The organism is Peribacillus sp. NPDC096447 (assembly GCF_044762725.1).
In the GTDB taxonomy this organism is placed as follows: Bacteria; Bacillota; Bacilli; order Bacillales; family DSM-1321; genus Peribacillus.
In genome coordinates this window covers 473,946-499,571 of record NZ_JBIWEV010000003.1, presented here as the reverse complement: position 1 = coordinate 499,571, position 25,626 = coordinate 473,946, and the positions used below count along the sequence as shown (strand labels likewise).

Genomic DNA, 25,626 nt, shown 5'->3' with positions numbered 1-25,626 from the left:
AGGAGAATAACAAATGGACATGATTAATATTTTTAACGCACCTACAAAAGCGTTTAATGAGATGCTTTACGTTAATGGTCAAGAGGTTTTCCATAATGGTTCAAAAAGATATGCCATTATCACAAACCCTGATATTAAAGAATTTAACGACAAATATATCTCTACAGATTATAAAACGAAACGTGGCGATTATATCTATTACAATGAAATGTATTGGATGATTATGAATCAAGTCACAGTACCAAGAGCAGAATCATTCAAGGGTATCATGCGACAAGTGGAGCATGATATTATCTTTAACTTGATGTATGCAGGAGAATCATCTAAATACCTTTTAAAACTTCCTGCAATCGTTTCACGTACAAGCGATTATACACAAAACTACGACCAAATGATGATTACAGTTGATTCAGAGATACATGTATTCGTACAAGATACCTCTCGCACACGTAAAATCTTTAATTTAGTGGGCAAGTCAGATGGTCAAATTGTTTTAGGAAATAGAAACTATGACATTATTGGTGCTTCTATTGAGAAGAAAGGATACATTGACATTACTTGTCGTATGGGATTTGGTAACGGTGTATCTGATTACATTAACGGTATCTACTGGAAAACTGGCGAAACTGTTCCTGCTAACTGGCAATCACAGTATGACCAATCATTCTATCAACGTGAAGGCGTTGTAAATCTTCCTGCTGTTCCAAATGGTTATCAAACAAGTGTAACTATCACAACATCTAAAACTGACGTTACAGATGTAAATGGAACAATCACAGCAACTTGGACAGATGAAGCGAATAAAGCCACGTACAACGACTTTAAAGGATACACAGTACGTTTATTACTATCTAATGGCTATGAAATCGCTATGGCGACGCTTACAGACGTGCTGACACACACATTCAGCGACCTCGCTGTTGGCTCTTACATAGTTGAAGTATATGCTAGATTCGGTGAAAATAGCACAATTATTCCTGAAACTGCTACGACTGATATTGCAGACGGAAATGCACCTGTACCAACACCTGCAACTGATACAACAGATGTACGTGCAACAGCATACAATGATTCTAATTCATATGGTACATTGACTTGGACAGAAGAAAAAGACAAAAACGCTTATACAGGTTTCTACGGTTATCGGGTAGAAGTTTGGACTTCATCAATGTTCGGTGGAGATTCAATCCAAGAGTATTGGGAAACAACAACAGAAGAACAAGATATTCGCACAGGTTGGAGTGGAGAAATGGGATGGTTTGTAACTATTCAATCTATCTTCCACAAAGAAACAGGCGAACAGTTAATGCAACCATATCGCATTAGTGGTGATGATTTAACTGCACTTCCAGATGAATATTACCCTTCACCTTGGTAAAAATGGGTCACTCTTAGAGTGGCTCTTTTTTTGCGTTTTTAGGGGTCTATAAGCGTTTCTAATACATATATTTCCTACGTTCCTAGAATGTCACAGTGAGCCATTATGAGCGTGTGGTAAGGTTGTGAGCGAATCCCATTTAGCATATATAGTTGTAAAAGACGGATTCCCAAAAACACAGCATTCACAAAGGTTCGCAGGGTGTGAAGGTGTTTCAATTATTATTGAATAGTCATTGTAACAAGTACAAAAAGCAAAAAAGGATTTCGTGTGTTCCTTGCGAATTATCCGTAAAGGATAATGTCTGCAAAAGAGAGAATCGCAGGGAATATACTCTCACAAGGGTTCGGAGGTTGCAAAAATGTCCAGATTATTATTAGGATAGGCATTTGGACAAAAGCAACAATATTAACTCTTTATAATAGAAGGAATAGAAGGAAACGAATTAAAATATGTTTCAAACATATTAGTACCTATCCTTAAATGGTTTAAAATTAGTTTTATCTCTAGAGAAAGATTAACCTTATAATAGTGCAATTATATAAAATAATGGACAAAACATCCTAAAATGAGGTATATTTTTCTTAACAGGTTAATAGTTTCAAATTAGTTAGATAAACGTTGAAATATCAATGCTGAAAATGATGATGATGCAAATGGGTATGAAACCATCCCAAAAGAAAATTAATCAAATGATGAGTGCAATGAATAAACAACAAACAAAATAAGATAGCAATTATAAGATAAGCAAATCATAACTACCGTGAAGAGTGAATCTTTCATCATAAATTTTCCTTGTTTTTGCTTTATCTTTCGTTACTAATCCGAAACTTCTTTCTCTGGTGGAAACTAAATCAGAGAGAGGGGTTTTTTGCGTTGTTAGGGGATAAACAAGAGGGCATTGATGGGGCTTGCAATGTTTCATATAGAGGGAACCTAGTTCATGAGACTTTCAAGACACAGGATTCATCAAATTCAGAAACTTACTATTTTTCATGTATGGCTTCTGAATTTGAGTGCCTGGCCATTCAATTTTCTATATAATACTTACGGTTTTAACACCACTTTAATGCATCCGTCTGTCCTTGTATCGAATACTTGGTAACCATGTTTAGCTTGATCCAATGGTAGTACGTGGGTTACGACATCGCCAGGATCAAGTTTTCCTTCAGATATTAGATTATAGAGATATGGCATATAAGGGATAACGGGAGCTTGTCCGGTCTTGATATCCACGTTTCTTTGAAATATATCTCCTAGCGGAAAGCCATTATAACGCCCTCCGTAAGCACCAGTTATTTGAATGGTTCCTGCTTTACGGACCGCTTGGGAGGCGATTACAATACCACCCATGGCACCGCCATGAAGCTTAAGCCCCGTTGCAAGATATTCCATGGGAGTCATTTTTCCGCTCATGCCTGAACAGTCAATTACGATATCGGCTCCGCCTTTAGTTATTTCTTTGAGATAATCCCCTACGTTTTCATATTGTTCGAAATTTACGATTTCGACTTTATTTGTCCGTTTTGCATGTTCCAGACGATAGTTGAGATGATCGACGGCAATGACCCTTTTCGCCCCTTTGAACCAAGCGAATTTTTGTACGAGTAATCCAACGGGACCGCAGCCTAAGATGATTACAGTATCACCTGGTTTTACTCCTGCATGGTCAACGCTCCAAAATGCGGTTGAAGCTGCATCGGCGAGTAATATCAATTTTTCATCTTCAATCTCACAGTCTTCTGGAATCTTAAAAGGAGTGAAATTTCCATAAGGAACCCGCATGTATTCTGCTTGTCCTCCAGCATACCCGCCAGTTGTTTCTGAATATCCAAAAAATCCGCCCATTTCCCCATGTGGATTCGAGTTATCGCACTGACTTGTAAGGTCGTTGTCGCAATACCAGCAGCTTCCGCAGCTAACGTTAAAGGGGATGATTACACGATCTCCCTTTTTTAATTTATTTACACCAGGACCAACTTCCTCGACAACACCCATTGGCTCATGGCCAATTACATAATCGGTTGGCATATTGGGAATCATTTGATGAATCAAGTGCAAATCCGAACCGCAAATGGCCGAAGCAGTAATTTTTACGATGATATCATCAGAATTTTTGATTTGGGGGTCTTTAACCTCTTTGACCTGCACGTTTTTATTGCCCTGGTAAGTTACGGCTTTCATTAAACTTCCTCCTCTATTTACTCGGCGTTGCGAACATTCCGAGTCTATCAGTATCGTTAGGGAACAGCTTCATCCCAGCGATGCTGACTGCCATATCAGCTGATTTCAGATCCAATTCAACTTGCTTTCCAACATCACTTGGATAGAGCCAGCCTTTACTTATCATTAAATCGGTTATTTCTGCATGTAAATCAATGGATTGCTCCATTTGCCGGTATAATGCTTTTCGCAATTCTGGACTTGCTGTTTCTGACAAAGCGATACCATACGTATGAATACCGCTTTTGACCGTCAGTAGGAAATCCAGGGCAAAAGAGGAATCTGCCATTTCAGGCATATGTTCAGCACCTTGGGGATCTAAAAAGTCCATTTCCATTAAAGCTCACCTCATTGTTTATAGTTTGTTCGGGCACCTTCGTAAAAAGACTTTAGTTCATTAATGGCTACTATGGATTGCTGTACGTCTTTTTCCATTAATGCTTTCAAATCATTATCAAAACAAATCCCTTGCATCAATTTAGATTTCATTAAGCATATCGTCTTAAAATTTATTATTTCATGCGTCTCCATGGTCTCGTGAAATGCGAGCTTTTCATTTTCCATTCACTCACCTCCTAAGTCTATGTAACAAAAGTAATTTTCCCTATTCAACACTCAGGTATACTGTTGTTTTACATCTAAAAAAATGAAAAGGAATGAATAAGTGCTTTTGAATAACGAAAGATAAGTAAGTGATTGATTGTTACTGAAAGGAGAGATACTTCTAGTGGAAAAGTTGGGACTGCATGAAACGTTAGAATTGCATGAAATATTGAACTTCAAAAGCCTTTGTCTATCAAAAGCTTCTACAATGAATGGGTTAGTCCAAGATACGGAATTAAAAAACATTCTTTTACAAGACATGAGCAACGGAAGAGAGCATATTCAAAAATTACAGGAAATCCTGGTAAACCAAGGTGAGGGAAGACAATGACTAACTTTTTGCAAAACATGGCGGGGATGGGTGGTATGACCGATCAGGTGATTGCTACTGACTTTCTGAATTCTGCCAAATCAGGAATAAGAAATACGGCTTTCGCCATAACAGAAACAGCTTCACCTGAATTGAGGGCAGCATTACGGGAACAGCTGAGGTCTGCTGTAGAAACACATGGGTTAATAAGTGATTACATGGTTTCAAAAGGTTATTATTATCCTCAGGATATAAGTGAGCAATCGAAAGTGAATCAAAAAGCGGCTAATACGGCCTTGAATCTTTCTTAACGATGATATTATCGGTTTACAAAATTCAGATGAATGAAATTCCCTCATTCCCTTGTGTATAAGGGGGAATTTCATTGCAATCATAATGTAATCAACAAAGTTGAGGACTCTGTTGAGTTTTTTGAGTTGACTTTATCAACTGTAAATATTAAAATTACAGTAATCTCCTTAAGGAGGATGCCAAAAGTGAATAGTGATTTTACAATAGCTGTGCATAGTTTGGTCTATTTAGCTTATCTACCAGATCATATGGCAAGCAGTGAGTCTATCGCAGAAAACGTTTGTACAAACTCGGCAAGGATTCGGAAAATGATGAGCTGCTTAAGAAAAAAGGGATTTGTTAAAACGAAAGAAGGTGTGGGCGGAGGCTATATTCTAGACTGTAATCCTGAAGAGGTAAGTTTGGCAGATATTTATATAACGGTCTCACATGGAACCTTGAAACCGAAATGGTGTACAGGTGATCCGGAGAAAAAATGTGTCATATCCTCCAATACCCAGGTAGTCATGGATCAAATATTCGATGAAGCAGAATTGTATTTTGAAAAATATTTGGAAGATATAACTCTCAGCACTTTTTTGGAAAAAATTAAACAATGTCCGTGATATTGATTTAGTTTTTTCTTTGCACAAAATGTATATTTTATTAATACAGTTAATAACTATAGTTTTAATATTAAATGAACATAAAAGGGGTGTTAAGGAAATGGTTGAAAACAATCTGTTCAAAAATGGGGATTGGGTACAGGGAAAATCAAGAGATGGAGAACTTATCCATGGTTTCGTTGAAAACGTGAGCGATAATCGTGAAATTGTTAAAGTGAATGTGGTGGAAAGTGACAATGAAAAAGCGGTTGGGAAATCGATTTGGATTCCAAGTAAATGGACTGAAAAACTGCCGGATCTAGAAATCAGTAACGAAACTCATCTTTTGGCTTTAATTGATTTGGCTTTACTTTCTAAAGATGAAACATGGTTTATGGAGTTATCCGGTAAATTGGAATCCATCAAAATCCATCCGAAAATGAATGCCAGGAAATCAGAGGTTTTTATCCCGGGAAATAGAATCGCAAAAATTGATTTTAAATAGATGGTGAGTAAAGACCATAAATATTTCGGATAATACAAGGAGGAAATGATCATGACAATAGAACATGTTACAGATGATAATTTTGCTAGTGAAATCAAGGAAGGTTTAGTATTGGTTGATTTTTGGGCACCGTGGTGCGGTCCGTGCAAAATGATTGCCCCGGTTCTTAATGAAATCGATGAGGAAATGGGTGATCAGGTTAAGATCGTAAAACTTAATGTGGATGAAAATTCAAATACGACAAGCGAATATGGAGTGATGGGAATTCCAGCACTTATTCTATTCAAAGATGGAGAAAAGGTAGATCAAGCTATTGGCTTCCAGCCAAAAGAAGCCATTTCGGCATTAATCGCAAAGTATGCATGATATTTAAATCAGTTTGCGGATTTGATTTATTATACAAACCTTTGGGTTACAAAATGGAGGATTACTAAATGAATTCTAAATATACACCATTATTTGAATCGTTCAATTTAGGAAAGGGAATAGAATTGAAAAATCGATTGGTGATGGCTCCTATGACAAATTTCTCTTCTAATTCTGACGGTACGGTTACCGACGCAGAAGTTAATTATTATGAACGCCGGTCAAGCGGTGTCGGCATGGTTATAACGGCATGTACTTACGTGACGGCTAATGGAAAAGGTTTTCATGGGGAATTTGGCGGAGATCAGGATGAATTGATACCTAGTCTAAGTCGTTTGGCATCAGCGATTAAAGCGAAAGGGGCAAAGGCAATTCTCCAGATTTTTCATGGCGGCCGAGAGGTTCCACCGGAATTAGTAAATGGCGATGTTGTCAGCGCAAGCAATATCCCGTCGGAAGGCGAAGGGAAAGCAGTTCCGCGTCCACTTTCTGAAAAGGAAATAGAATCGATCATTCTCGACTTTGGTGAAACCACCCGACGTGCGATTGAAGCAGGGTTTGATGGTGTAGAAATTCACGGTGCTAATGGTTACTTGCTTCAGCAATTCTTTTCGCCTCATTCAAACCGTCGTGAAGACAAGTGGGGCGGTTCCCTAGAAAAGCGCCTGACTTTTCCATTAGCGGTTGTGGATGAAGTGAAAAAGGCGGTTGCTGAACATGCCAAGGATCCCTTCATCGTAGGATATCGTTTTTCACCGGAGGAGCCGGAAACACCAGGAATCACCATGGATGATACACTAGCATTAATTGATGGACTTGTAATGAAGGATTTGGATTATCTTCATGTTTCATTAATGGATTTCTGGTCGAAAGCAAGACGGGGAGCCGACGTTGACCGACCTCGGATAGAAATTATTAAAGAACGTATCGGAGATCAAGTTCCCGTCATTGGAGTTGGTTCCATCTATACAGCGGATGATGCGATCAAAGCACTGCAATCCGGGATTCCGTTAATCGCATTAGGCCGTGAAATCATAATCGATCCTGAATGGGTACAAAAAGTGGAACAAGGCAGGGAAGCAGAAATCGTTACAAAAATAAACAAAGATAATCAGTTGCAACTTGATATTCCAGATCCATTATGGCAAGCGATCATCCACTCTCCAGGATGGTTCCCAGGGGTAGAATAAAGTAAAAAATGCATTCTGGTTTTCAAATAACCCCGGATAAAGATAAAAGTGTTCCTTATCCGGGGTTTTTAATGTTTATGGAAGGGACAATTATATGAGTGAGAATCTAATAAGTGGTTTTCAAATTGAATCCTTAAGAATGAATAACTGAGCATTCTATTTCTAAGCTGTTTCGGAAAATAAAACAGGGGAAAGATTAAGGATTTTCATTGACTAGCGATTAAGTCTCGACGGCAGATACATTCGGAAATTTTGGTTAGGAAAGGGGCTTTCTTTACGGAACGCGTGAAAAAGGTTAGGAAGGACGTTAGGTAACGCCAAAAGAGCAACCATTAATTAATGGTAGCTCTTCTGGTGTTACCTTCTTTTTAACAGAATAGCTAAAATCAAAGATATTTGCAGAGAAATGATAAGTAAAAGAGACAATATAAAATGTTCATCTAAAGATGCATCATAGCTAAAGATAAAAAATAAGATCACTGATATTATTAGAATGCAAATGAAATTAATAATGACTTGCCTCATGGCCCCCCCATTCTAACAACAGATCAATAAGTCAGCGTTAATGCATATGACCTTGTATCTGTAGCTGTTGTTGGTGTAATAGATAAACCGGCCGGATAAACTGACACAGAAGGTGTACCAGCAATTCTTCTATGACCATATGTTATTTTAATGTTTATTTTACCATTTTTGGATGTGGGAACATATACATATTGTCCCATATACCCTTTATGCTTGGTTTTACTAGTAGAAGCCCTTATATCATATGAACCAGCCACACCAGCACTTGGTTCCCAATTACTTGGAGAATACTTGATTGCATAATCAATCCGACGTCCATTTCCTTGTTGATCTTGAGAATATCTGTGCTGGTGTTGTTTTACTTTCCCTCCGCTAGTTGGCAGGTACAGTCCTGAACTTGAAGGGAAACCAATCGTCATTTTATCAACTAACGTATATGAAGGTGTTTTTAGCCATTGAAAGTTACCGTATATATATAATTTATCTTCTTTTGAACGATCACTTTTTACTTTATATACAGTCCCCCCATTTTTAAAGTTGTTGCAGCAATTGATGCAAAAGTGCTGATTTGCCCTGGTTTAGTAACTTCCGAATCAAATATAACCATAAATTCCGATCCAGAATCTATAACCTTAGCCTCCTCTTCAATTAATCGTCTTCAACAGGTAAATCCTCGGATTCTTCTTGAGTATTGCCGACTTCATTTACAAGATAATCCAACTCTTCTGGTGTCAGTCTTTCTTCCCTAACGTTTGTACCATTTTCCTCGGCAAATCCTGTTGCAGCAAGACTAAAAGAAAATAAAAATACTGTCATAAAAGATAAAAACCCTCATTTATTTTGCCCATTTTTCATTGATCTTTTTATTACTGTATTTTTCTGTTTTCAAGTGTTAAGGAATATTCATCGAAGTAAGGTTTATGAGAGAGTAAATGATTATGTCATCAATCGGGGTACTAGAGTCTAAATACCTATCGTTTGTATACTGAAAGCCATAGGAACGAATTGAATTACCATTTATTTCTATTATCTTCAGGATGGGATAGGAGCACTTTAACTGTCTCTGAGGGAATATAAATAACTTAGTTCTATAAAAATAGTGTTTCTTTTGATTCATTGAGGACACACCGGAGATAAAAAAACATGAGGTCATGATCATTGTCATTATTACTGTACTCTACTTTTCCTGGTTATGAGTCAGTTTTTAGAAATGATATTTCAAATTAGGAACTATTGCTTTAAATCCAAAATTTACCTTTTTAGGGCATAAAGAATAGGATTCAATGGTACTCTATAATTTAATGGCATTATTCCAACTCATTTGTGAATATTACTGTACAGCAGTGATTTCACAGGTAGTTTGCATTTCAATATTGAAACCATCTTATTTAAATATGGGACAACCCATTACCCGAGTTTTAAGCTTTGATAACCAAAATAAAAATTTCTAATCAAAAAAAACACGGAGTGGATTAAACCAACTCCGTGTTATCCGTAATGTAGAGATTTAGCAAACCCAAGCGATTTCCTTAAAATAGAAATGAATCAAGTGAGTATGGGCCAGCTCCCGTTAACGCTATGCCAATCGCCACTGCAAGGATGGCAAGATTATATTCATAACCGTTTTGAGTTGCCCAGTAGCCATTTGGTCCATGGACTTTAACGATTGCAACGAGCATAGTAAGTGCAGTTAATATACCTGCAAAGGGTGTAAAGAGACCTAAAGCAAATAAAGCTCCGCCAATAAGCTCTGATACACCAGCAAATAGGGCCATGGTAACTCCTGGCTTCATGCCAATCGAATCAAACCAGCCTCCTGTACCTTTCAAGCCATGACCGCCAAACCAACCAAATAATTTTTGAGCCCCATGACCAACAAACGATAAACCGATTACTACACGTATAACTAATAAACCTATACCAATCATTTATGATTCCTCCTGGAATTTATTTTTAATTTAGATATCTTTAATTCGAGATTCATATCAAAAAAACAAGGGGTGTTACCTCGAATTAATTTATCTTTAATTAAAGATAATATTATTTTAGTGATTTGTCAAACATAATTTTATCTCTTAAGGCTTTTCAATAGGGAGGGTTTAGAAATTTACTCGTGAGTTTTGCACGTTTACTCGTGAAATTTGCTGATTTACTCGTGAGTTTTACACTTTTACTCGTGAATTCCGCGCAATTACTCGTAAATTATTCAATTTCATGATCAGTATATGAAATCCAATTTCAATTTTATTGAAGGAGCCGACCTGGAATTAAGGAATCGTTTAGGAACAGGCCGCTCATTTAAATAATGAACATTTGCAATATGATTGGTGTCCCTTTTATTGGGATATCAATCGTATTCAATTTAAGTTTTCCTTTTTCAACGGTGTAATTATCGTGGGGCTGCAATACGCCATTTATGAATAAATTCATATAGGATACATTTGATGGATCCAGTATTACCTGATTTTCTATGTCAGTAATTCCGTCTTTTTCTTCATAAATCCGTTGGCAGCCATTTGCAATAGCGTAAAATTCATAAGAAATGATTCTTTTTGGGATCCTCGTGCGAATTTCGTTGGGAGAGCACTTAGGGAAAAATAACAAAGGTCTCGGGATTGCTGTATCTTCTTTAATATATTTACTGTGCATTTCTAAAACTCTCCCCTTTTCTTATCTCCTTATACATTTTATATAAAGTACAGATTATCGTGAGGACCATTTTAGAAAATTGTCTATACAATTCCTTTTGCAAAGTCATAGCATGGAGAGAAGAGAGGTGAATATTTTGCCGTTAAAAATAATGAAATTAGCGATAGCAGCTACTTCGGTGATCAATGTGAATCCACTGGTCACCCGATTATTTTATGAGGTGACTGCTGCATCCACTGGCCCAACCACGCTTTCGATTGATCCAGCAAGTTTTTTCTCGGATACTGGTGACCCTGCGACTGTACTGCCTGTATTAAGTACTGAAAACAGTTCATATGAGGTGTTTATTAATGGGGTGCTGCAAATGGAGAATTTAACAACATACACACCAGGCGCCACTGGGGTAGGAAGTCTTGTGATCACTGTTCCGGACGGTTCTTCCATCTTAGCTGGATCTCCTATTGTTCTTGTTGTGACAAACTATGCACCGACATCCGATGTTGATATTGCTACATGATTTCTATGCATTATCTTAAATGAAAAAACAGGAAAACAGGCAGCGCCCATAGCGCTTGCCTGTTTTTTAATATAGCAAAGGATATGCCTATGTATTCAAATTGAGAAAGAATGTAAAAAGGGGAGATTGACAGCAAAATAAAACATATAATAACATATGTGGTTATCAATGGGAGAGGTACTGGTTAAAAATTCGTACCGGTTTTATAAAAAAGTTCATTATATTTATTTAATAATTGATCAAGTTGCTGGCTGTATTCAACGGCAACATGTGAGTTCAAACCATCTTTAGCGACAATCTTGATAAGTTCATTTCTCTTTATTTCAATCTGTTCGAGAAATTCATTCTTTTTAGCCATTATATTTCCTTTCTGGCCCCAACATTTTTTCATGGTACCCTTAATTTATGTGTTCGTTGTAAAATCTGTATGAATATAACAATTATATCGGCTTGGACTAATGAATTCAAATAAGTTATCTTATTGAAAATTAAACCGTCGCCCCATTCCGTTTAGTACCAATTGGCTGTCATGAAATATTCACAGTTCCATAAATGTATTTTTTTATCTTATTTGTTACAATGTTTATAGGTTGACATACATAGGAGTGAGCTTATTTGAATGATATTAATATGTTTTTAGCTTTTGGGGCGGGATTCCTGAGTTTTATTTCGCCATGCTGCTTACCGCTATATCCGGCCTTTTTATCTTATATCACTGGTATGAGTGTTGGTGAAATCAAATCCGAGAACGGGATGCTCCAAAGAAGAAGCATGCTGCATACCTTATTCTTCCTGCTTGGGTTTTCTCTGGTTTTTATCGCAATAGGCTTTAGCACATCATACCTAGGTTCTTTTTTCTCGGATTACAAAGAATTAATTCGTCAGATTGGCGCCATCCTGATTATCATTTTTGGTTTATTCATTGTAGGAATCTTTCAGCCGAAATCTTTGATGAAAGACAGCCGCTTTGAATTCAAGAACCGGCCTAGCGGATATATAGGTTCCATTCTTATCGGACTTGCCTTTGCGGCTGGATGGACCCCTTGTGCAGGTCCGTTGTTAGGTGCTGTGATTTCACTGGGTGCAACTAATCCTAGTGCTGCCATGAGCTATATGACTGCCTATATTTTAGGATTTGCCATACCGTTTTTCATATTATCCTTCTTTGTCGGAAAATTGAAATGGATCAAAAAGTACAGCCAATACATCATGAAGGTTGGCGGATATTTAATGATTGTAATGGGTGTGATTTTGTTTTTTGATTGGATGACCAAAATAATTGCAGTCCTGTCTAGACTATTCGGCGGCTTTACAGGTTTTTAGTCCATAATAAGTTATTTTTTCAATAATATTCTAGTTGAGCGGGAATGGGCGTTAAGCATTGAATATTATATCAAAATAAATCCTGACCTAAGAAATTAAAAAGGAATTTCAGGTCGCTAAGGTTATAATGTGTTCTGCAATGGGTCAGCAAAAATATGGTTATCGAAGTCTATAGAGGCTGGGGTGCAAGATTTTTATCTTCAAGCCTTTTGACGAGGGCTGGGCATTCGAAGCATCAAAAGGGGCTTATTTAATAACACCTCCTTGTTTATCTCAAATAGGTAATATATACTTTGTTTATAAATTGAAGTCATATATAATTTTTAATGGTACTTACCTATTTTTAGTTAAAAGGGATGGTTAAGAGATGATATATATATCAACAGGTATAGCGATTGTGATGGCTATAGGTGTTTTCATATTACGGATGAAGGAAACGAAAAAACCAGTGAATGAAAAGAAAATCATCTTACCGCCGCTGTTTATGAGTACGGGTGCTTTAATGTTTATTTTCCCGATGTTCCGTGTGACTCGATACGAATTGCTGGAGGCTATTGTTGCAGGGATGTTATTTTCCATCTTATTGATTAAAACATCTAAATTTGAAGTAAGAGATGAAAAAATTTATATTCTGCGCTCTAAAGCGTTCATATTCATATTGATTGGTCTCATGGTGATTCGACTGGTTGCAAAACTGATGCTTGGGAGCACGATTGAAATCGGTGTGTTGAGCGGAATGTTTTTCTTACTTGCTTTCGCGATGATCGTTCCGTGGAGAATTGCCATGCTTTACCAATATAAAAAAGTTAAAGCAGCCAGTTTCGGCGGAAGCAGTATGGTGTGATAATCTAAAAAACCTGAGTCGATATTCATGAGACTCGGGTTTTTCATTTGCCTGGGCACTTTTCATGAGTAAAAAAATTAATCCAAAAACCTAGTAATTTCATCCGAATTATATTATATTATTATTATTTTACTTAAGGAGGAAACGGTACATGTTACAAATGATTGTGTTCGGTATTATTTGTGGTTTATTGCTGGGATTTGTGCTTCAAAGAGGCCGTTTCTGTGTTGTTGGTGCATATCGTGATTTGATTTTAGCTAAAGATGGACGGATGTTTTTGGCTACATTTGTTGTTATAGCGATACAAAGTATTGGTGTTTATGCATTGAATGATACAGGGATCATTCAGTTTGGAAATGATGGTTTTCCATGGTTGGGAACAATCGTGGGTGGCTTTATTTTTGGTATTGGTATGGTTCTGGCAGGAGGTTGCGCCACTGGAACATGGTATCGTGCCGGAGAGGGCATGATCGGAAGTTGGGTTGCCCTTTTTGGATATATGCTAGGGGCAGCAATGACGAAATATGGTATATGGAAAGTGGCTGGAGATAATCTGTTATCTTATCGTACAAATGATACGTATATTCATGAAACGTTAAATGTTTCGCCTTGGGTGCTTGTGATTATTGTGACACTCTTGGTTGGCATATTGGTGATTCGTGAATTGAGAAAGCCGAAACTGCCAATCTTTAAAATGAAGCCGAAAAAGACGGGACTGGCCCACATCTTATTCGAGAAACGTTGGCATCCTTTTGTTACAGCATTATTGGTGGGCCTTATTGCAATCATGGCATGGCCGCTAAGTGCAATGACAGGCCGAATGTTCGGACTTGGAATTACAGCGCCTTCCGCGAACATTTTAACTTTCCTTATAACCGGAGATGATGCGTTAATCGATTGGGGTACGTTTTTAGTATTGGGCATTTTCCTCGGTGCTTTCATTGCAGCAAAAGGGAGCGGGGAATTCCGTTGGCGTTTGCCTGATATGAAAACGTTACGTAACAATGCAATTGGCGGTGTAACCATGGGATTCGGCGCAAGTGTTGCCGGAGGATGCACAATCGGAAATGGTCTGGTGAACTCGGCGCTATTTGCTTGGCAAGGTTGGATCGCGATTCTCTTTTTCCTGCTGGGTACATGGGTAGCAACTTATTTCACGATTATCCGTAAGCAAAAGCAGACAGCGGCTGCATCCAAAGCGGCTTAAGATACGAGCCGAAAATTTTTGATCAAGGAGTGGAATATAAATGGCAAAGGTATTGGAAACGACTGGGATGGTATGTCCATTCCCTTTAGTGGAAGCAAAAGAAGCGATAGTGGACATGGCAAAAGGAGAGGAATTGATCATTAATTTCGATTGCACACAAGCAACGGAGAGCATTCCCCGTTGGGCTGCTACCGAAGGTCATGAAATCACGGAGTTTGAGCAAATCGATGACGCTAAATGGCGAATAATCGTGAAAAAGGGAAAGTAAATTGATTGGAAGAAAACGTGCTCGGGTTTCCTGTGCACGTTTTTCTATTTTACAAGGTTGAATGATTGGCGCTGGAAGCTCCTAGTGATAACATGGCTTTAACCACTTTTTTAAGGAGATGTTGATAATGGTAGACGAGGTCATTTTAAACGGTGTTCCAATTCATGTTACTGATTTTCATGCTGAAAATGTAAAGGATTCTGAAGGTAAGGAAATCAGGAAAATCAGTTTTAATTTCAAGGTTACACATAATGAATATCATGATATTACAACACTGCTTTATCAAATGGTATTTGATATAAAGATACCACAGTCAAACGAGGAGTTTCGTGCAGAGATCTTTAACTATGCAACTTCGGTCACGAATCTATATGAAGAAAATGCTGTGGGGGATTTTTCGCTTGTCTTGCTGGAAGTGAACGGTCAATAATGATTGCATTGCCAGTCTTGTAAAGATATGGGTTACTGTCTATAATAATAGTGACGATCATTCTATACATATGAGGTGGTACTTTGCTTAGCGGATGGTTTTTATGGTTTATTCTATTTTGGGTAGCCCTTTTAATAATATTGATGAGCATAGGTGGCTTTTTCATGTTTCGAAAGTTCCTGAAAAGATTTCCCAAAGAAGATGGGAAATCCGATATGGATTGGGAAGAATACTATTTGGAGCAAACAAAGCACTTATGGTCAAAGCAGCAAAAGGAATTACTAGAAGATTTAGTGAGCCCTGTGCCAGAACTTTTTCGTGATGTTGCACGTCATAAAATCGCTGGGAAAATTGGAGAGTTGGCGTTAAAGGAAAAAGCGGGCGATATTACGGAAGATTTAGTGATACGCGGCTATATCATTGCCACACCAAAACGTGACCATAAATTTTTACAAAAAAAATTAGCTGAAAGAAAGGTGAATATGGGTCCATATGAACACTTATTCAGCTAATGATGAAAAAAGCAGACTCTTTTGGAGTTTGCTTTTTTTATTCTGAATAATTCAAAAGAATGGTGCAGTGTGGTAATAATTAGAACGTCTGTACCCAAACCATGCTATTCATAAAATTTTTGATATAATAATAGTAAGTAGTAAAAATTAGGACGGAGTGAAACTATGAAATTTATCCATACGGCTGATTGGCATTTAGGGAAAATCGTTCACGGGGTACATATGACAGATGACCAAAGGCATGCGCTCTTGCAATTCATAGAAATTGTCGAAGAGGAAAAACCGGATGCGGTTGTGATTGCCGGTGATCTATATGATCGTTCCGTTCCGCCGACTGAAGCGGTGGAGCTTCTTGATGAAATCCTTTATACGATTAATGTGAAAATGAATACACCGATCGTTGCGATATCGGGAAACCATGATTCTGCGGAAAGACTTTCATTCGGTTCATCATGGTATCGTCATAGTCAGTTATACATTCATGGGAAATTGACAAAAGAATGTGAGCCGGTTCGCATCAAGGGCGTGAACTTTTATTGTGTTCCATATGCAGAACCCGGAACGGTTCGCCATCTTTTTGAAGATGATAGTATCCATTCCCATCAAGAAGCGATGAAGCGGATAACCGGTACGATTGCTGAGAATTTCAATAAGGATGAGCCGAATGTCTTCGTAGGACATGCTTTTGTATTAGGCGGAAAAACGAGCGATTCGGAAAGGGTCTTGTCGGTAGGTGGTTCTGGCTGTGTTTCATCCGACTTATTCGATGCGTTCGATTATACGGCACTTGGGCATTTACATAGTCCAGACGCGATACGTCATCCTAAGGTGTTTTACTCTGGATCACTATTAAAATATTCTTTTTCCGAGGCCAAGCAGAATAAGTCGCTTTCAATCGTCGATATGAAAGAAGATGGAAGCTTTGATATACGCTATCGTTCTTTGGCACCCAAGTTCGATATGAGGGAAATATCCGGTTCGATGGAAGAGTTGCTTGATCCCGCTTTTTATCAATCGCAAAAAATGGATGACTATTTAAAAATAACACTAAATGATGAGGGGGCACTCATCGATCCCATTAATCGCTTGCGCCAGATTTATCCGAACGTACTACATCTAGAACGTAAATGGGATTTGACCGACCTTAGGAAAAAAAATTCCTTCTCTTCTGTAAAAGATGAACGGAAATCGGAATTGGACCTGTTCGAGACGTTTTATCAAGAAATGACAGATCGGGACTTTGACTCCAAAAAGCAGGATTTGATGGTTTCGGTAATTGAAGCTGTTAAGAAAGAGGAGGCTTTGAAATGAGACCGGATATTTTAACGATGCAGGCATTCGGACCATATGCAGGAAGGGAAACCATTGATTTTAATTCCCTTGGAGAACGGACCATGTTTGTCATTTCTGGAAAGACAGGCGCAGGGAAAACAACGATATTTGATGGGATTAGTTTTGCGATATATGGTAAAGCCAGCGGTGAAGATCGTAGCGGGCAAGATTTGCGAAGTCAGTTTGCAGAAGATGATATGTTGACGGAAGTCTCATTACAATTTACCCTGCGTGGAAAAACGTATTTGGTGACCCGTTCGCCGCAGCAGGAACGCAAGAAAAAAGCAGGTGAAGGAACAACAACGGTTGGAGCAAAGGCTGAATTATATGAGATATTGGCCGAAGGGAAAAAATTGCTGGGTGCAAATGTACGAGAAGTTGAAGAAAAAATAAAAGTACTCATTGGACTTGATGCGAATCAATTCCGGCAAATCCTGATGATTCCTCAGAATGAATTCCGAAAACTGTTAACTTCCGACAGCAAGGATAAGGAACAGATTCTTCAGAAATTATTTCATACTGAACTTTATAAGCGAATTGAAGAAAAATTAAAAGAAGAGGCTTCCATCCTAAGAAAGCAAAGTGAAAAAAGTGCTCAGCGGAGAATCGAATTAATGAAAGGCATCCAGCCTGGCAATCATGAAGAATTGCAGGAGCAATTACAAGGGGAAGAGCCTAATGAACAGCAGGTCTTGCCCTTGTTACAGGAAGTCATTTTGCAAGCAACAGAAAAAAATGAGTATATAAATAAACAAATACAGGAAAAGCAAAAAGCTCGTGATCAAGTAAATCAAGAACTTTCAAAAGCTGTCGATTTATTAAATCGATTTTCGGAAAAAGAAACACTGCGAAAAGAAAAGGAGGCTCTTGAAGCAAAGCTGCCAGAAATGGAACTAGTGAAAGTACAAATAAAAATGGCACACAAAGCGGCATCGCTTGAAAAGCAGGAACAATACTATTTGCGTATCGGCAAACAAGTACAAGATGCTAATGCCGAACTTCAAAAGTTAAGTGAGCAGTCCGAGAAGTTACGGGCTGAGCGCATTGAGAAGCAGGATTCCTATGATAAGGAAATGTTGAAGGAAAATGAAAGAGAGCAGGCAGTCCGAACTGTTCATCAGCTTGAGCAGGTAAAAGAGGCTGTCATGACTTTTGCAAGCTTGAAAGCACAGGTTACTTTAGACGAAAAAGAGTGGCAAACCAGTAAACGACTTCGTGAAAAAACTGTTTCGGAACATCTGTCGATTGAAGCGGAAGCAGAGAAAGTCGCTCAAGAAAAAACAGAAGCGGAAAAAGCTGCTGCCCTTTATCGTGATCAGGAAATTGAAGCAGAAAGAAATAATTCATCGTTATCGAAAATTAAAAAGCTTCAAGAAGTTCTTAATGAAATCACTAATACGAAACGGGTTCTGGATGAAAAGAATAATCGGTTCCATGAGTTACAAAGAATACAAACTCAGGAGAAGGAAAAACTGGAAACCCTGAATCGAAATTGGCGATCAGGCCAAGCGGGCATGCTTGCCTCCATGCTGCACTCTGGAGAAAATTGTCCTGTTTGCGGTTCGCAAAGTCATCCAAAACCTGCGCAAATGCATGAGCATATGCCGACAGATTTGGAACTGAAAGAGCAAGAAAACAAACTGAAATCTGCGGAACAACAAAAGAGCCAAGCGGAAAGTGAATATTATCAAGCGAAATCCAAATATGATGCACTGGCAGAGTCTTCACAAGAAAAGCTTAGTGACTTACAAAATGACATGCCGGAGTTTAGGTTTGAGGATATTGAAGAGCATTTGACACAGTTTGTACAAAAAGGAAAAGTTCTGCAAGAGCATCTTAAAGAATTGATGCGGAAAAAGTCTGTATTCAATGATCTGGAAAAAAGGTTGCTGGATTTAAAAGACAAGGCAAACCAGCTAAAGGAGAATCTGATCTCTTTAGAAAGAAAAGAGGACGAAGGGAAAACCAGGTATATTGAAAACTCTACAAAACTAACAGGATTAACCGATTCCCTGCCAGACGGAATACGGACAGAGGAAGAATATAATGCTGCTTACCAAATGGCTGTAAAAACACAGAAACGCTTACAATCAGCCTTGGAAGATGCACAAAAAAACCTTCAACTGGTGAAGGAAAGAGAATCGGCCATCATTGCAAAAACAGAATCCTTAAGTGGAAATATAGAAGCTTTCAAGACAGAATTGAAAGAGGAGCGAGAAAAGTTAATTACGGAAATGACCAATCAGGGCTTTTCCAATTATAAAGAATATACGGCAGCAAAAAAATCGGAAGCTGCTCTTGGGAATTTGGAAGACCAAGTTCAGCAGTATAATCAAAATTGGCAAAGTGTTTTAAGTCTGTTTCATGATTTGGAAATGAAATTAAAAGATGTGACCAAACCGGATCTTGAAGGATTGAAAAAGACTTTCGATTTCATAGATGGAGAATTGGAGTCTTTACGCCTAAATCAGAATGAGTTGCAGGCTGAAAAACGGACTAACGAAGAAATCGAAAGGAAATTGGCGCAAATCAGGGAAGAACAGAAAAGTTTGGATGAAAGGTACAGTATCGTCGGTCATCTGTCTGAGATTTCCAAAGGTCAAAACTCCTTCAAAATAACTTTTGAACGTTATGTACTGGCAGCCTTTTTAGATGATATCCTAAAAGAAGCCAATTCAAGGCTGCTGAAAATGACAAGCGGCAGATATCAGTTATTGCGAAAGCTTGATCCTACACGCAGGAATATCCAGAGCGGTCTGGAGTTATCTGTGTATGATCAATATACAGGACAAGAGAGGCATGTCAAAACCCTTTCGGGAGGAGAGAGCTTTAAGGCTTCCCTTGCACTTGCCTTGGGTCTTGCGGATGTTGTCCAGCAGAATGCTGGCGGAATTTCACTTGAAACGATGTTCATCGATGAAGGTTTCGGTACGCTCGACCCTGAATCTCTTGATCATGCAATTGAAGCATTAATGGATATACAAAGCACCGGGAGATTGGTCGGGATAATATCCCATGTCCCGGAATTGAAAGAAAGAATCGATGCCCAGCTTCAAGTAATTTCGACACAAAAAGGAAGTCGGACGTCCTTTTATTTTGCTGGGTAATCAAGAAAAAAGAATGGCTAAGGGGAGGTTCCCCAGGCCATTCTTTTTATTTTTAATGAACGGACTACTCAATGTTAATATCTTCAGCTGTTTTTCCGGGGGAAAACTTATGGATGCGAATCACCAAAATCGGATTCGAGAATTCAGCGGTAATTCTGCGTGAGCAAATCGAAAAGGGGAAAGGGATTTTTCTCTGTGTGGGTAGTTTATCTTCTTTTTTTTCAAGAAATGGCTTATCAGTATCGTCAACGATGATCGATAGCTCATTATCACTTAGGCATACTTTAATATCTTTCACATCATGATCTTCCAAAACCGCTTCCACCATATACTCATCGTCACTTTCGTATATATCAATTGAAAAAAGTTGATGATCCAACGCACAAGTTTCCGGATCCAGAAAAAAACTTTTTACCCATTCATCAAACTTTTCAACCTCATTCATTTGCGATCCATGTTGATTGTCTTGCATGTTGATACCCCCGGTTTTCCTTTGAGGTATTATATGTTGGAGGATGAAGAATGGTGATTGAAAAAGTGAAATGGATGATGATAAAAAGTTTTGCGAAAACGTGGTTGAAAAATGAAAAAGCAACCAATGTTCAATAAAAAAGTGATGACCAATTCTAAATGAGTTGGTCATTTTTTATAAACAATCAAGTTGATCGATCATGCTCGCACCTTACTGCCATTAAAGTTAATACAATTACAAATGTCATTTTAAATAATTAACCAAAAATAATTGCGATTCTGAAAATACTCTATCTGAAATCCCACTGATCACTTTTGGAATTTATCAAGTTGAAACTTAGTTTATTATGGATTCACTAGATATATAGTTAGGAGGTAATGATAATGGCAAAAAAGTCAAGAAAACGAGATCCTTCCTGTAAATAGTAATCTAGTGAATTCCGATAAGGAATTCTTTGATTCCGCGTCGTAACTTTTAGAGATATTTTGCTTGGATAAAAAAAAGGATTACACAAATTGGTCTTGACTAATTTGTGTAATCCTTTTTTCCTCTTTTCAATAAACACGCCTTAAATTCAGTAGCAGCACAAGACTTTGATAGAATGCACCTAAAAGTAATTCCAATCACGCAGTATATGATGTATTAGCAGCTCATACCACGGTTGTTTTCACGCGTTCTATCATGTTTTGCGATGGTGCTCGAGAAGAGGAGGATCCAAAAACAATTGGTCAACTCTTCTATTTGTGTTGCTATGAAATGGAAGATACTTGTTTCAATCAAGCTCTAATAAGGACTTTTTTCTATATCGGCAATGCCCCGGTTAATGTATAAACAACTAGGTATATAAGTATAATGGGCCAAGCATAAATTACATACTTTATTTGAAAGTCTATAAAGTTTGTCTCCGTAGAATCAACTAACATATATAGAGCTGGAATAACTGGTGAAATTAGGCGGAATGCTTGTCCCACCATGGAAGCTACAGCTGCTTCGCTAGCAGAAATTCCATATTGGCCCATAACATCTGACATAACGCCGGCAATCCCAAAGTAGAAAGCATCTTGCGGTAAAAATGTAATTGCAGGTGCTGCAATTAATGCGTAGATTGGTGCCATATTTGAGCCTAATGATTCTGGGATCATAGCTGTAATAGATGTTGCTAAAGCAGTTGACATCCCGCTACCTGTTAAAACGCCAGAGAAAACCCCGGCAGCCAAAGTTGCCAAAGCTGGTGCTAAAGCATCTGCTGCTAAGTCATCAATTCGTTTATTAATAAGACTTGTAGACTTATAGTTTACCGTAAGGGCAATTGCTGCACCTATACCAAATAAAACACCGCCATGTGCAACATCCATCACAAGCATAACTAAAATAGCAAGCGTTAAAATCAAATTAAAAGCATATAGTTTAGGTCTCTTTAATTCAGGATCTTTTAGACGAATAGCGTTTAACATACTTTCCAATTGCTCTGGGGAAATATCTTTAGCAGTTTTAGGATCAAAGTTTAAACGTTTTCTTTCTTTTATTCCGATAAAATAAGCCATAAAAATTGCAAATACTTCAGCAACCAGCATTCCTGGCAATAAATCTTTAAATAATTCGCTAATACTTACACCCATTGCTGTGCTTGCAGCAATTGTTGGGCCTCCCCATGGTAACTGATTAAAAATTCCAATAGGGGTAACAATAATTACTGCTAAATAAATTAGCTTAATATTCATTTGTTTATAAAGTTGAAGGAAAGCAGCAACGCAAATGATAATAGTTGTAGTAGTATCACCATTCATAGTGACTACTGTCGCAGTTAAAACGGTTGCCATTGTAGCTTTCAATGGGTCCCCTTTTGCTTTTTTTATAAAGAATTCACATAAAGGGTCAAACAAACCGACATTAAGCATTAAACCAAAATACAACACCGCAAATAAGATAACAATAGCAGGTGAAATAACCCCAGTAGAAACCTTTCCTGTTTCTTCATCTACACTAAATAAAATACCTTCTTTAATCCATTCAAACAGATCCAAAAAGGAAGCGCCCGTTACAAAGGTTGCAATTGCTCCAAAAACAAATGGAATAATTGTTAATGCCCCGAAAACAGATAATTTATTTTTTGAGAGAAGTACAATGAATACAATGATCATTAATAATGCTAGGAATGTTAACATACAAACCAGCTCCCGTATAAAGTATGAACTTAAGGTATTTGTAATTTTAAGTGGTTAAGCATATTACTACGCTATTAAGCTTTTAATATATTTATCTTTTATCCAGAACCTTATCAGAAGGGCCAACTTTATATGAGGTTCTAGGTTCTTTTTCATTTACTTGATGAAACTAACTTGTTAGCAATGGAAGCGTATACAAAAATGTTCATCCCTTATGATAATACGAAAAACAAATCGTGTGATGTAGGAGAATACATTGGTAGGGCAATGTTACTAAAACGTTCTCTTTTTTTTCGTACACCTCCATTTCTTAAATTTTTGAGTGACAGGACTTTTTTTCTAAAATCTAAGTTCTCCAGCTTAAGAATGATTACAAATGGAAATTTTATTTGCAAGCGCATCCAATAATATCATTCCTTGTATTTCTAAATCTGATTGTATATTAATGTATACGTTAATGTCAACTTAATTTTTAGAATATTCAACCTTTTTGATGGGAAATTTATAAAAAAATATAGAAAGATACATTATATATAGAGAAGTTTCGTTTTTATTCAGAAATTAATTTTATAATATGAAATAAAACCATTGACTTTAATGTATACGTTATTTAATAATTAGCTCATAAGATATTTACATTACCCTGATTCACATGCAAGAGATGTTAATAGTGGTAGGAGAGCTAGCAATGAAGGAAAAACCTGTTTTGCATCTATCCCTGATGAAGAAATTTGAAAGGAGATAAACAATATGGTTCATGTACTGACTCATTTAGCTCAAGCATCAGGCGTGAAATTTTCTTTTGAAAGCGATTTCTCCCTTTAAGGTCGTGGGTATATCGAAAATGGGCATATGGTGGATGCTAAAGGATTTAGAAAAGCCTTTACACGATCCTATTATTTGTGAGTTCACTCGCGTTAGCTTAGCAATCGATATAGCTGGAGCCGGAGTATTGATGTCAGAAAATTCTTTCATAAGAGCTTTAAAGACAGTTACAAACACCAATTTTCTTCTCTTTCTACACAAAATATTAAAGATAAAAAAAGGAGAGTTATTATGAGTGTTATTATGGAAAAGTTACAGCAAAAAGAAAAGATGACTGATTTGATGGCAAGGTTTGTCTCCCTTGTCAGCTACAAACTTCCTGATGATGTGGAAAATAAACTGAAAGAACTAAGTGAAGAGGAAGATAATAAGCTTGCAAAAATCATTTACAAAACCATGTTTGATAATCAAAAGCTAGCTTATGAGTTAAAGAGACCTTCATGTCAGGATACAGGTGTTCTCCAGTTTTTTGTTAGGTGCGGACAGAACTTCCCCCTGATTGGACAGTTAGATAGTATTCTGAGGGATAGTGTGTATAAGTCAACTCAAGAAACTCCATTGCGACACAATTCTGTAGAAACATTTGATGAGTACAATACAGGAAAGAACATCGGTGACGGTTCACCAAGCATCTTCTGGGAAATTGCAGAAGACAGTGATAAAGTGGAAATCTATACTTATATGGCAGGAGGAGGTTGTACCCTTCCTGGAGTGGCGACGGTTCTAATGCCGGGTGAAGGCTATGAAGGTGTGGTAAAGTTTGTACTCGATCGGATGACTAGTTATGGAATTAATGCCTGTCCTCCACTTCTTGTTGGTGTAGGCGTCGGTACTTCTGTAGAAACAGCAGCTATGAACTCTAAAAAAGCTCTTATGAGACCTGTTGGAAGTCGTAATGAAAATGAAAATGCTGCTAAGATGGAAAAGCTTCTTGAAGATGGAATTAACGCTATTGGCCTTGGACCTCAGGGACTTAAGGGATCTAAATCTGTCATGGGTGTAAATGTTGTGAATACAGCAAGACATCCTTCTACTATTGGAGTTGCAGTTAATACAGGGTGCTGGTCCCATAGAAGAGGAAAGATCACCTTTGACAGTAATTTGAACTATGAAATTAGTACTCACGAGGGGGTAACACTATGAGTAAAAAAGTATTAACCACACCTATAAAAGATGAAGATCTTAAGGACATAAGAATTGGTGACATCATCTACCTATCAGGTACACTGGTTACTTGCAGAGATGTTGCCCACAGGAGACTTATAGAAGAGAAAATCCCTTTACCTGTAGATCTTAAGGGCAAAGCCATATTTCATGCAGGTCCCATTGTTAGAGACCTTGGAAAGGAACAGTACGAAATTGTTTCTATTGGTCCAACAACGAGTATGAGAATGGAAAAATTCGAAAAGGAATTTATCGAAGAAACAGGTGTTAAACTTATTGTTGGAAAAGGTGGAATGGGGAAGAACACTGAAGAAGGATGCAAGAATCATAAAGCACTGCATCTCGTCTATCCAGCCGGAAATGCTGTTTATGCGGCAACAAAGGTTGAACAGATCAGAGAAGTACACTGGAAAGACCTTGGAATGCCAGAATCTCTTTGGGTATGTGAAGTGAATGAGTTCGGTCCTCTTATCGTTTCCATTGATACAGAAGGAAATAACATCTTTGAAGAAAATAAGGTGGAGTTCAATAAAAAGAAGGAAGAACAATATGAGTTAATAAGTAAACAAGTAAGATTCATCAAGTAAGTTATGGAGTTGGTGTGCTCGTGCAGTATTACAAAAAACACAAACGATAGTTCGCCATCAGCAACATAACGGAAAAGTATATTACGGAATTTCCATAATGGGTTAGTTTATGATAATAAACATGATCAAAACTGATTTATCAATATTAAGTACGACTGTCAAAAAAGGCTGTGGTTGATTTCTGTGAAATCCCTACAGCCTTTCTTTATTAATAATGATAGATTCTTA

General features: G+C 37.7%; 28 protein-coding genes and 1 pseudogene. 19 read left to right on the top strand and 10 right to left on the bottom strand.

Annotated elements, in window-relative coordinates; all coding sequences use genetic code 11:
* The first annotated feature begins 13 nt into the window (after positions 1–13).
* A complete protein-coding gene (locus ACIQZD_RS13645; RefSeq protein WP_402903330.1) occupies positions 14–1,378 on the top strand; it encodes a hypothetical protein in 1,365 nt (454 codons plus the stop codon).
* 632 nt (positions 1,379–2,010) lie between these two features.
* Positions 2,011–2,106, top strand: a pseudogene (locus ACIQZD_RS13640) (YneF family protein); the annotation flags it as partial.
* Between the two features lie 319 nt (positions 2,107–2,425).
* Here ACIQZD_RS13640 and ACIQZD_RS13635 read toward each other — a convergent pair.
* The 3 genes from ACIQZD_RS13635 to ACIQZD_RS13625 are packed head-to-tail and all read right to left on the bottom strand — an operon-like array spanning position 2,426 to position 4,165.
* Positions 2,426–3,562 carry a zinc-dependent alcohol dehydrogenase gene (locus ACIQZD_RS13635; protein WP_402903327.1) on the bottom strand — a complete coding sequence of 379 codons (1,137 nt, stop codon included), beginning with the start codon at positions 3,560–3,562 and terminating at the stop codon, positions 2,426–2,428.
* Between the two features lie 13 nt (positions 3,563–3,575).
* Positions 3,576–3,938 carry a spore coat protein gene (locus ACIQZD_RS13630; RefSeq protein ID WP_402903325.1) on the bottom strand — a complete coding sequence of 121 codons (363 nt, stop codon included), beginning with the start codon at positions 3,936–3,938 and terminating at the stop codon, positions 3,576–3,578.
* 11 nt (positions 3,939–3,949) lie between these two features.
* Positions 3,950–4,165 (bottom strand): spore coat protein, encoded by a 216-nt coding sequence (locus ACIQZD_RS13625; protein ID WP_402903322.1) that lies wholly within the window; start codon positions 4,163–4,165, stop codon positions 3,950–3,952.
* Positions 4,166–4,328: 163 nt separating this feature from the next.
* Between ACIQZD_RS13625 and ACIQZD_RS13620 the strand changes: the two genes are divergently transcribed.
* The 6 genes from ACIQZD_RS13620 (at position 4,329) to ACIQZD_RS13595 (ending at position 7,471) form a co-directional block, all read left to right on the top strand.
* Positions 4,329–4,535, top strand: a complete 207-nt coding sequence (locus ACIQZD_RS13620; RefSeq protein ID WP_137024438.1) for a hypothetical protein — start codon at positions 4,329–4,331, stop codon at positions 4,533–4,535.
* The gene (locus tag ACIQZD_RS13615) at positions 4,532–4,825 is read left to right on the top strand and encodes a spore coat protein (protein ID WP_402903319.1); all 294 of its coding nucleotides are present in this window, start codon (positions 4,532–4,534) and stop codon (positions 4,823–4,825) included. The genes ACIQZD_RS13620 and ACIQZD_RS13615 overlap by 4 nt, the downstream gene beginning before the upstream one ends.
* Positions 4,826–5,011: 186 nt before the next feature.
* The gene (locus ACIQZD_RS13610) at positions 5,012–5,431 is read left to right on the top strand and encodes an RrF2 family transcriptional regulator (protein WP_101221650.1); all 420 of its coding nucleotides are present in this window, start codon (positions 5,012–5,014) and stop codon (positions 5,429–5,431) included.
* A gap of 100 nt (positions 5,432–5,531) precedes the next feature.
* A complete protein-coding gene (locus ACIQZD_RS13605; protein ID WP_402903314.1) occupies positions 5,532–5,915 on the top strand; it encodes an IDEAL domain-containing protein in 384 nt (127 codons plus the stop codon).
* 51 nt (positions 5,916–5,966) lie between these two features.
* Complete coding sequence (gene trxA / locus ACIQZD_RS13600) at positions 5,967–6,281, top strand: thioredoxin (RefSeq protein ID WP_101221652.1); 315 nt, start codon at positions 5,967–5,969, stop codon at positions 6,279–6,281.
* A gap of 68 nt (positions 6,282–6,349) precedes the next feature.
* Positions 6,350–7,471 (top strand): NADH-dependent flavin oxidoreductase, encoded by a 1,122-nt coding sequence (locus tag ACIQZD_RS13595; protein ID WP_402903312.1) that lies wholly within the window; start codon positions 6,350–6,352, stop codon positions 7,469–7,471.
* A gap of 548 nt (positions 7,472–8,019) precedes the next feature.
* Here ACIQZD_RS13595 and ACIQZD_RS13590 read toward each other — a convergent pair.
* The 4 genes from ACIQZD_RS13590 to ACIQZD_RS13575 all read right to left on the bottom strand — a co-directional run bounded on the left by ACIQZD_RS13590 (position 8,020) and on the right by ACIQZD_RS13575 (position 10,645).
* Entirely contained in the window at positions 8,020–8,415 is a 396-nt protein-coding gene (locus tag ACIQZD_RS13590; protein ID WP_402903309.1) for a hypothetical protein, read from the bottom strand.
* 229 nt (positions 8,416–8,644) lie between these two features.
* Entirely contained in the window at positions 8,645–8,812 is a 168-nt protein-coding gene (locus ACIQZD_RS13585) for a hypothetical protein (RefSeq protein ID WP_402903307.1), read from the bottom strand.
* A 713-nt stretch (positions 8,813–9,525) separates the two neighbouring features.
* A complete protein-coding gene (locus ACIQZD_RS13580; protein WP_402903304.1) occupies positions 9,526–9,924 on the bottom strand; it encodes a DoxX family protein in 399 nt (132 codons plus the stop codon).
* Positions 9,925–10,294: 370 nt separating this feature from the next.
* Complete coding sequence (locus ACIQZD_RS13575; protein ID WP_402903301.1) at positions 10,295–10,645, bottom strand: DUF4183 domain-containing protein; 351 nt, start codon at positions 10,643–10,645, stop codon at positions 10,295–10,297.
* 127 nt (positions 10,646–10,772) lie between these two features.
* On the opposite strand from ACIQZD_RS13575, the gene ACIQZD_RS13570 reads away from it, so the two are divergent.
* On the top strand, positions 10,773–11,162 hold the full coding sequence (locus ACIQZD_RS13570) for a DUF4183 domain-containing protein (protein ID WP_402903298.1): 390 nt from the start codon (positions 10,773–10,775) through the stop codon (positions 11,160–11,162).
* Between the two features lie 184 nt (positions 11,163–11,346).
* On the opposite strand, the gene ACIQZD_RS13565 is transcribed toward ACIQZD_RS13570, so the two are convergent.
* Complete coding sequence (locus ACIQZD_RS13565; protein ID WP_072272814.1) at positions 11,347–11,520, bottom strand: aspartyl-phosphate phosphatase Spo0E family protein; 174 nt, start codon at positions 11,518–11,520, stop codon at positions 11,347–11,349.
* Between the two features lie 257 nt (positions 11,521–11,777).
* Between ACIQZD_RS13565 and ACIQZD_RS13560 the strand changes: the two genes are divergently transcribed.
* The 8 genes from ACIQZD_RS13560 (at position 11,778) to ACIQZD_RS13525 (ending at position 20,185) form a co-directional block, all read left to right on the top strand.
* A complete protein-coding gene (locus tag ACIQZD_RS13560) occupies positions 11,778–12,485 on the top strand; it encodes a cytochrome c biogenesis protein CcdA (RefSeq protein ID WP_402903294.1) in 708 nt (235 codons plus the stop codon).
* 367 nt (positions 12,486–12,852) lie between these two features.
* Entirely contained in the window at positions 12,853–13,329 is a 477-nt protein-coding gene (locus ACIQZD_RS13555) for a CcdC family protein (RefSeq protein ID WP_137018031.1), read from the top strand.
* Between the two features lie 151 nt (positions 13,330–13,480).
* On the top strand, positions 13,481–14,536 hold the full coding sequence (locus tag ACIQZD_RS13550) for a YeeE/YedE thiosulfate transporter family protein (RefSeq protein WP_402903290.1): 1,056 nt from the start codon (positions 13,481–13,483) through the stop codon (positions 14,534–14,536).
* A gap of 40 nt (positions 14,537–14,576) precedes the next feature.
* Entirely contained in the window at positions 14,577–14,804 is a 228-nt protein-coding gene (locus ACIQZD_RS13545) for a sulfurtransferase TusA family protein (protein ID WP_048685981.1), read from the top strand.
* Positions 14,805–14,931: 127 nt separating this feature from the next.
* Positions 14,932–15,234 carry a DUF3219 family protein gene (locus ACIQZD_RS13540; protein WP_402903287.1) on the top strand — a complete coding sequence of 101 codons (303 nt, stop codon included), beginning with the start codon at positions 14,932–14,934 and terminating at the stop codon, positions 15,232–15,234.
* Between the two features lie 83 nt (positions 15,235–15,317).
* The gene (locus ACIQZD_RS13535; RefSeq protein WP_137018029.1) at positions 15,318–15,746 is read left to right on the top strand and encodes a DUF2621 domain-containing protein; all 429 of its coding nucleotides are present in this window, start codon (positions 15,318–15,320) and stop codon (positions 15,744–15,746) included.
* Between the two features lie 165 nt (positions 15,747–15,911).
* Positions 15,912–17,057, top strand: a complete 1,146-nt coding sequence (locus tag ACIQZD_RS13530; RefSeq protein WP_402903284.1) for an exonuclease SbcCD subunit D — start codon at positions 15,912–15,914, stop codon at positions 17,055–17,057.
* Positions 17,054–20,185 carry an SbcC/MukB-like Walker B domain-containing protein gene (locus ACIQZD_RS13525; RefSeq protein ID WP_402903281.1) on the top strand — a complete coding sequence of 1,044 codons (3,132 nt, stop codon included), beginning with the start codon at positions 17,054–17,056 and terminating at the stop codon, positions 20,183–20,185. Before ACIQZD_RS13530 ends, ACIQZD_RS13525 begins: the two co-directional genes overlap by 4 nt.
* Positions 20,186–20,249: 64 nt before the next feature.
* Here ACIQZD_RS13525 and ACIQZD_RS13520 read toward each other — a convergent pair whose 3' ends face one another.
* Entirely contained in the window at positions 20,250–20,657 is a 408-nt protein-coding gene (locus tag ACIQZD_RS13520; RefSeq protein ID WP_402903278.1) for an Hsp20 family protein, read from the bottom strand.
* Positions 20,658–21,457: 800 nt separating this feature from the next.
* On the bottom strand, positions 21,458–22,822 hold the full coding sequence (locus ACIQZD_RS13515; protein WP_402903275.1) for a citrate:proton symporter: 1,365 nt from the start codon (positions 22,820–22,822) through the stop codon (positions 21,458–21,460).
* Between the two features lie 1,056 nt (positions 22,823–23,878).
* Between ACIQZD_RS13515 and ttdA the strand changes: the two genes are divergently transcribed.
* Positions 23,879–24,790, top strand: a complete 912-nt coding sequence (ttdA, locus tag ACIQZD_RS13510) for a L(+)-tartrate dehydratase subunit alpha (RefSeq protein WP_402903272.1) — start codon at positions 23,879–23,881, stop codon at positions 24,788–24,790.
* Positions 24,787–25,398 (top strand): L(+)-tartrate dehydratase subunit beta, encoded by a 612-nt coding sequence (gene ttdB, locus ACIQZD_RS13505; RefSeq protein ID WP_101221665.1) that lies wholly within the window; start codon positions 24,787–24,789, stop codon positions 25,396–25,398. Before ttdA ends, ttdB begins: the two co-directional genes overlap by 4 nt.
* Positions 25,399–25,626 lie beyond the last annotated feature (228 nt).

What these genes read in the sequence shown, in the direction of transcription:
- ACIQZD_RS13645 (WP_402903330.1), top strand. Translation starts at nt 14, where the DNA reads ATGGACATGATTAATATTTTTAACGCACCTACAAAAGCGTTTAATGAG.
- ACIQZD_RS13635 (WP_402903327.1), bottom strand. Translation starts at nt 3,562, where the DNA reads ATGAAAGCCGTAACTTACCAGGGCAATAAAAACGTGCAGGTCAAAGAG.
- ACIQZD_RS13630 (WP_402903325.1), bottom strand. Translation starts at nt 3,938, where the DNA reads ATGGAAATGGACTTTTTAGATCCCCAAGGTGCTGAACATATGCCTGAA.
- ACIQZD_RS13625 (WP_402903322.1), bottom strand. Translation starts at nt 4,165, where the DNA reads ATGGAAAATGAAAAGCTCGCATTTCACGAGACCATGGAGACGCATGAA.
- ACIQZD_RS13615 (WP_402903319.1), top strand. Translation starts at nt 4,532, where the DNA reads ATGACTAACTTTTTGCAAAACATGGCGGGGATGGGTGGTATGACCGAT.
- ACIQZD_RS13605 (WP_402903314.1), top strand. Translation starts at nt 5,532, where the DNA reads ATGGTTGAAAACAATCTGTTCAAAAATGGGGATTGGGTACAGGGAAAA.
- trxA (WP_101221652.1), top strand. Translation starts at nt 5,967, where the DNA reads ATGACAATAGAACATGTTACAGATGATAATTTTGCTAGTGAAATCAAG.
- ACIQZD_RS13595 (WP_402903312.1), top strand. Translation starts at nt 6,350, where the DNA reads ATGAATTCTAAATATACACCATTATTTGAATCGTTCAATTTAGGAAAG.
- ACIQZD_RS13590 (WP_402903309.1), bottom strand. Translation starts at nt 8,415, where the DNA reads ATGACGATTGGTTTCCCTTCAAGTTCAGGACTGTACCTGCCAACTAGC.
- ACIQZD_RS13585 (WP_402903307.1), bottom strand. Translation starts at nt 8,812, where the DNA reads ATGACAGTATTTTTATTTTCTTTTAGTCTTGCTGCAACAGGATTTGCC.
- ACIQZD_RS13580 (WP_402903304.1), bottom strand. Translation starts at nt 9,924, where the DNA reads ATGATTGGTATAGGTTTATTAGTTATACGTGTAGTAATCGGTTTATCG.
- ACIQZD_RS13575 (WP_402903301.1), bottom strand. Translation starts at nt 10,645, where the DNA reads ATGCACAGTAAATATATTAAAGAAGATACAGCAATCCCGAGACCTTTG.
- ACIQZD_RS13565 (WP_072272814.1), bottom strand. Translation starts at nt 11,520, where the DNA reads ATGGCTAAAAAGAATGAATTTCTCGAACAGATTGAAATAAAGAGAAAT.
- ACIQZD_RS13555 (WP_137018031.1), top strand. Translation starts at nt 12,853, where the DNA reads ATGATATATATATCAACAGGTATAGCGATTGTGATGGCTATAGGTGTT.
- ACIQZD_RS13550 (WP_402903290.1), top strand. Translation starts at nt 13,481, where the DNA reads ATGTTACAAATGATTGTGTTCGGTATTATTTGTGGTTTATTGCTGGGA.
- ACIQZD_RS13545 (WP_048685981.1), top strand. Translation starts at nt 14,577, where the DNA reads ATGGCAAAGGTATTGGAAACGACTGGGATGGTATGTCCATTCCCTTTA.
- ACIQZD_RS13540 (WP_402903287.1), top strand. Translation starts at nt 14,932, where the DNA reads ATGGTAGACGAGGTCATTTTAAACGGTGTTCCAATTCATGTTACTGAT.
- ACIQZD_RS13530 (WP_402903284.1), top strand. Translation starts at nt 15,912, where the DNA reads ATGAAATTTATCCATACGGCTGATTGGCATTTAGGGAAAATCGTTCAC.
- ACIQZD_RS13525 (WP_402903281.1), top strand. Translation starts at nt 17,054, where the DNA reads ATGAGACCGGATATTTTAACGATGCAGGCATTCGGACCATATGCAGGA.
- ACIQZD_RS13520 (WP_402903278.1), bottom strand. Translation starts at nt 20,657, where the DNA reads ATGCAAGACAATCAACATGGATCGCAAATGAATGAGGTTGAAAAGTTT.
- ACIQZD_RS13515 (WP_402903275.1), bottom strand. Translation starts at nt 22,822, where the DNA reads ATGTTAACATTCCTAGCATTATTAATGATCATTGTATTCATTGTACTT.
- ttdA (WP_402903272.1), top strand. Translation starts at nt 23,879, where the DNA reads ATGAGTGTTATTATGGAAAAGTTACAGCAAAAAGAAAAGATGACTGAT.
- ttdB (WP_101221665.1), top strand. Translation starts at nt 24,787, where the DNA reads ATGAGTAAAAAAGTATTAACCACACCTATAAAAGATGAAGATCTTAAG.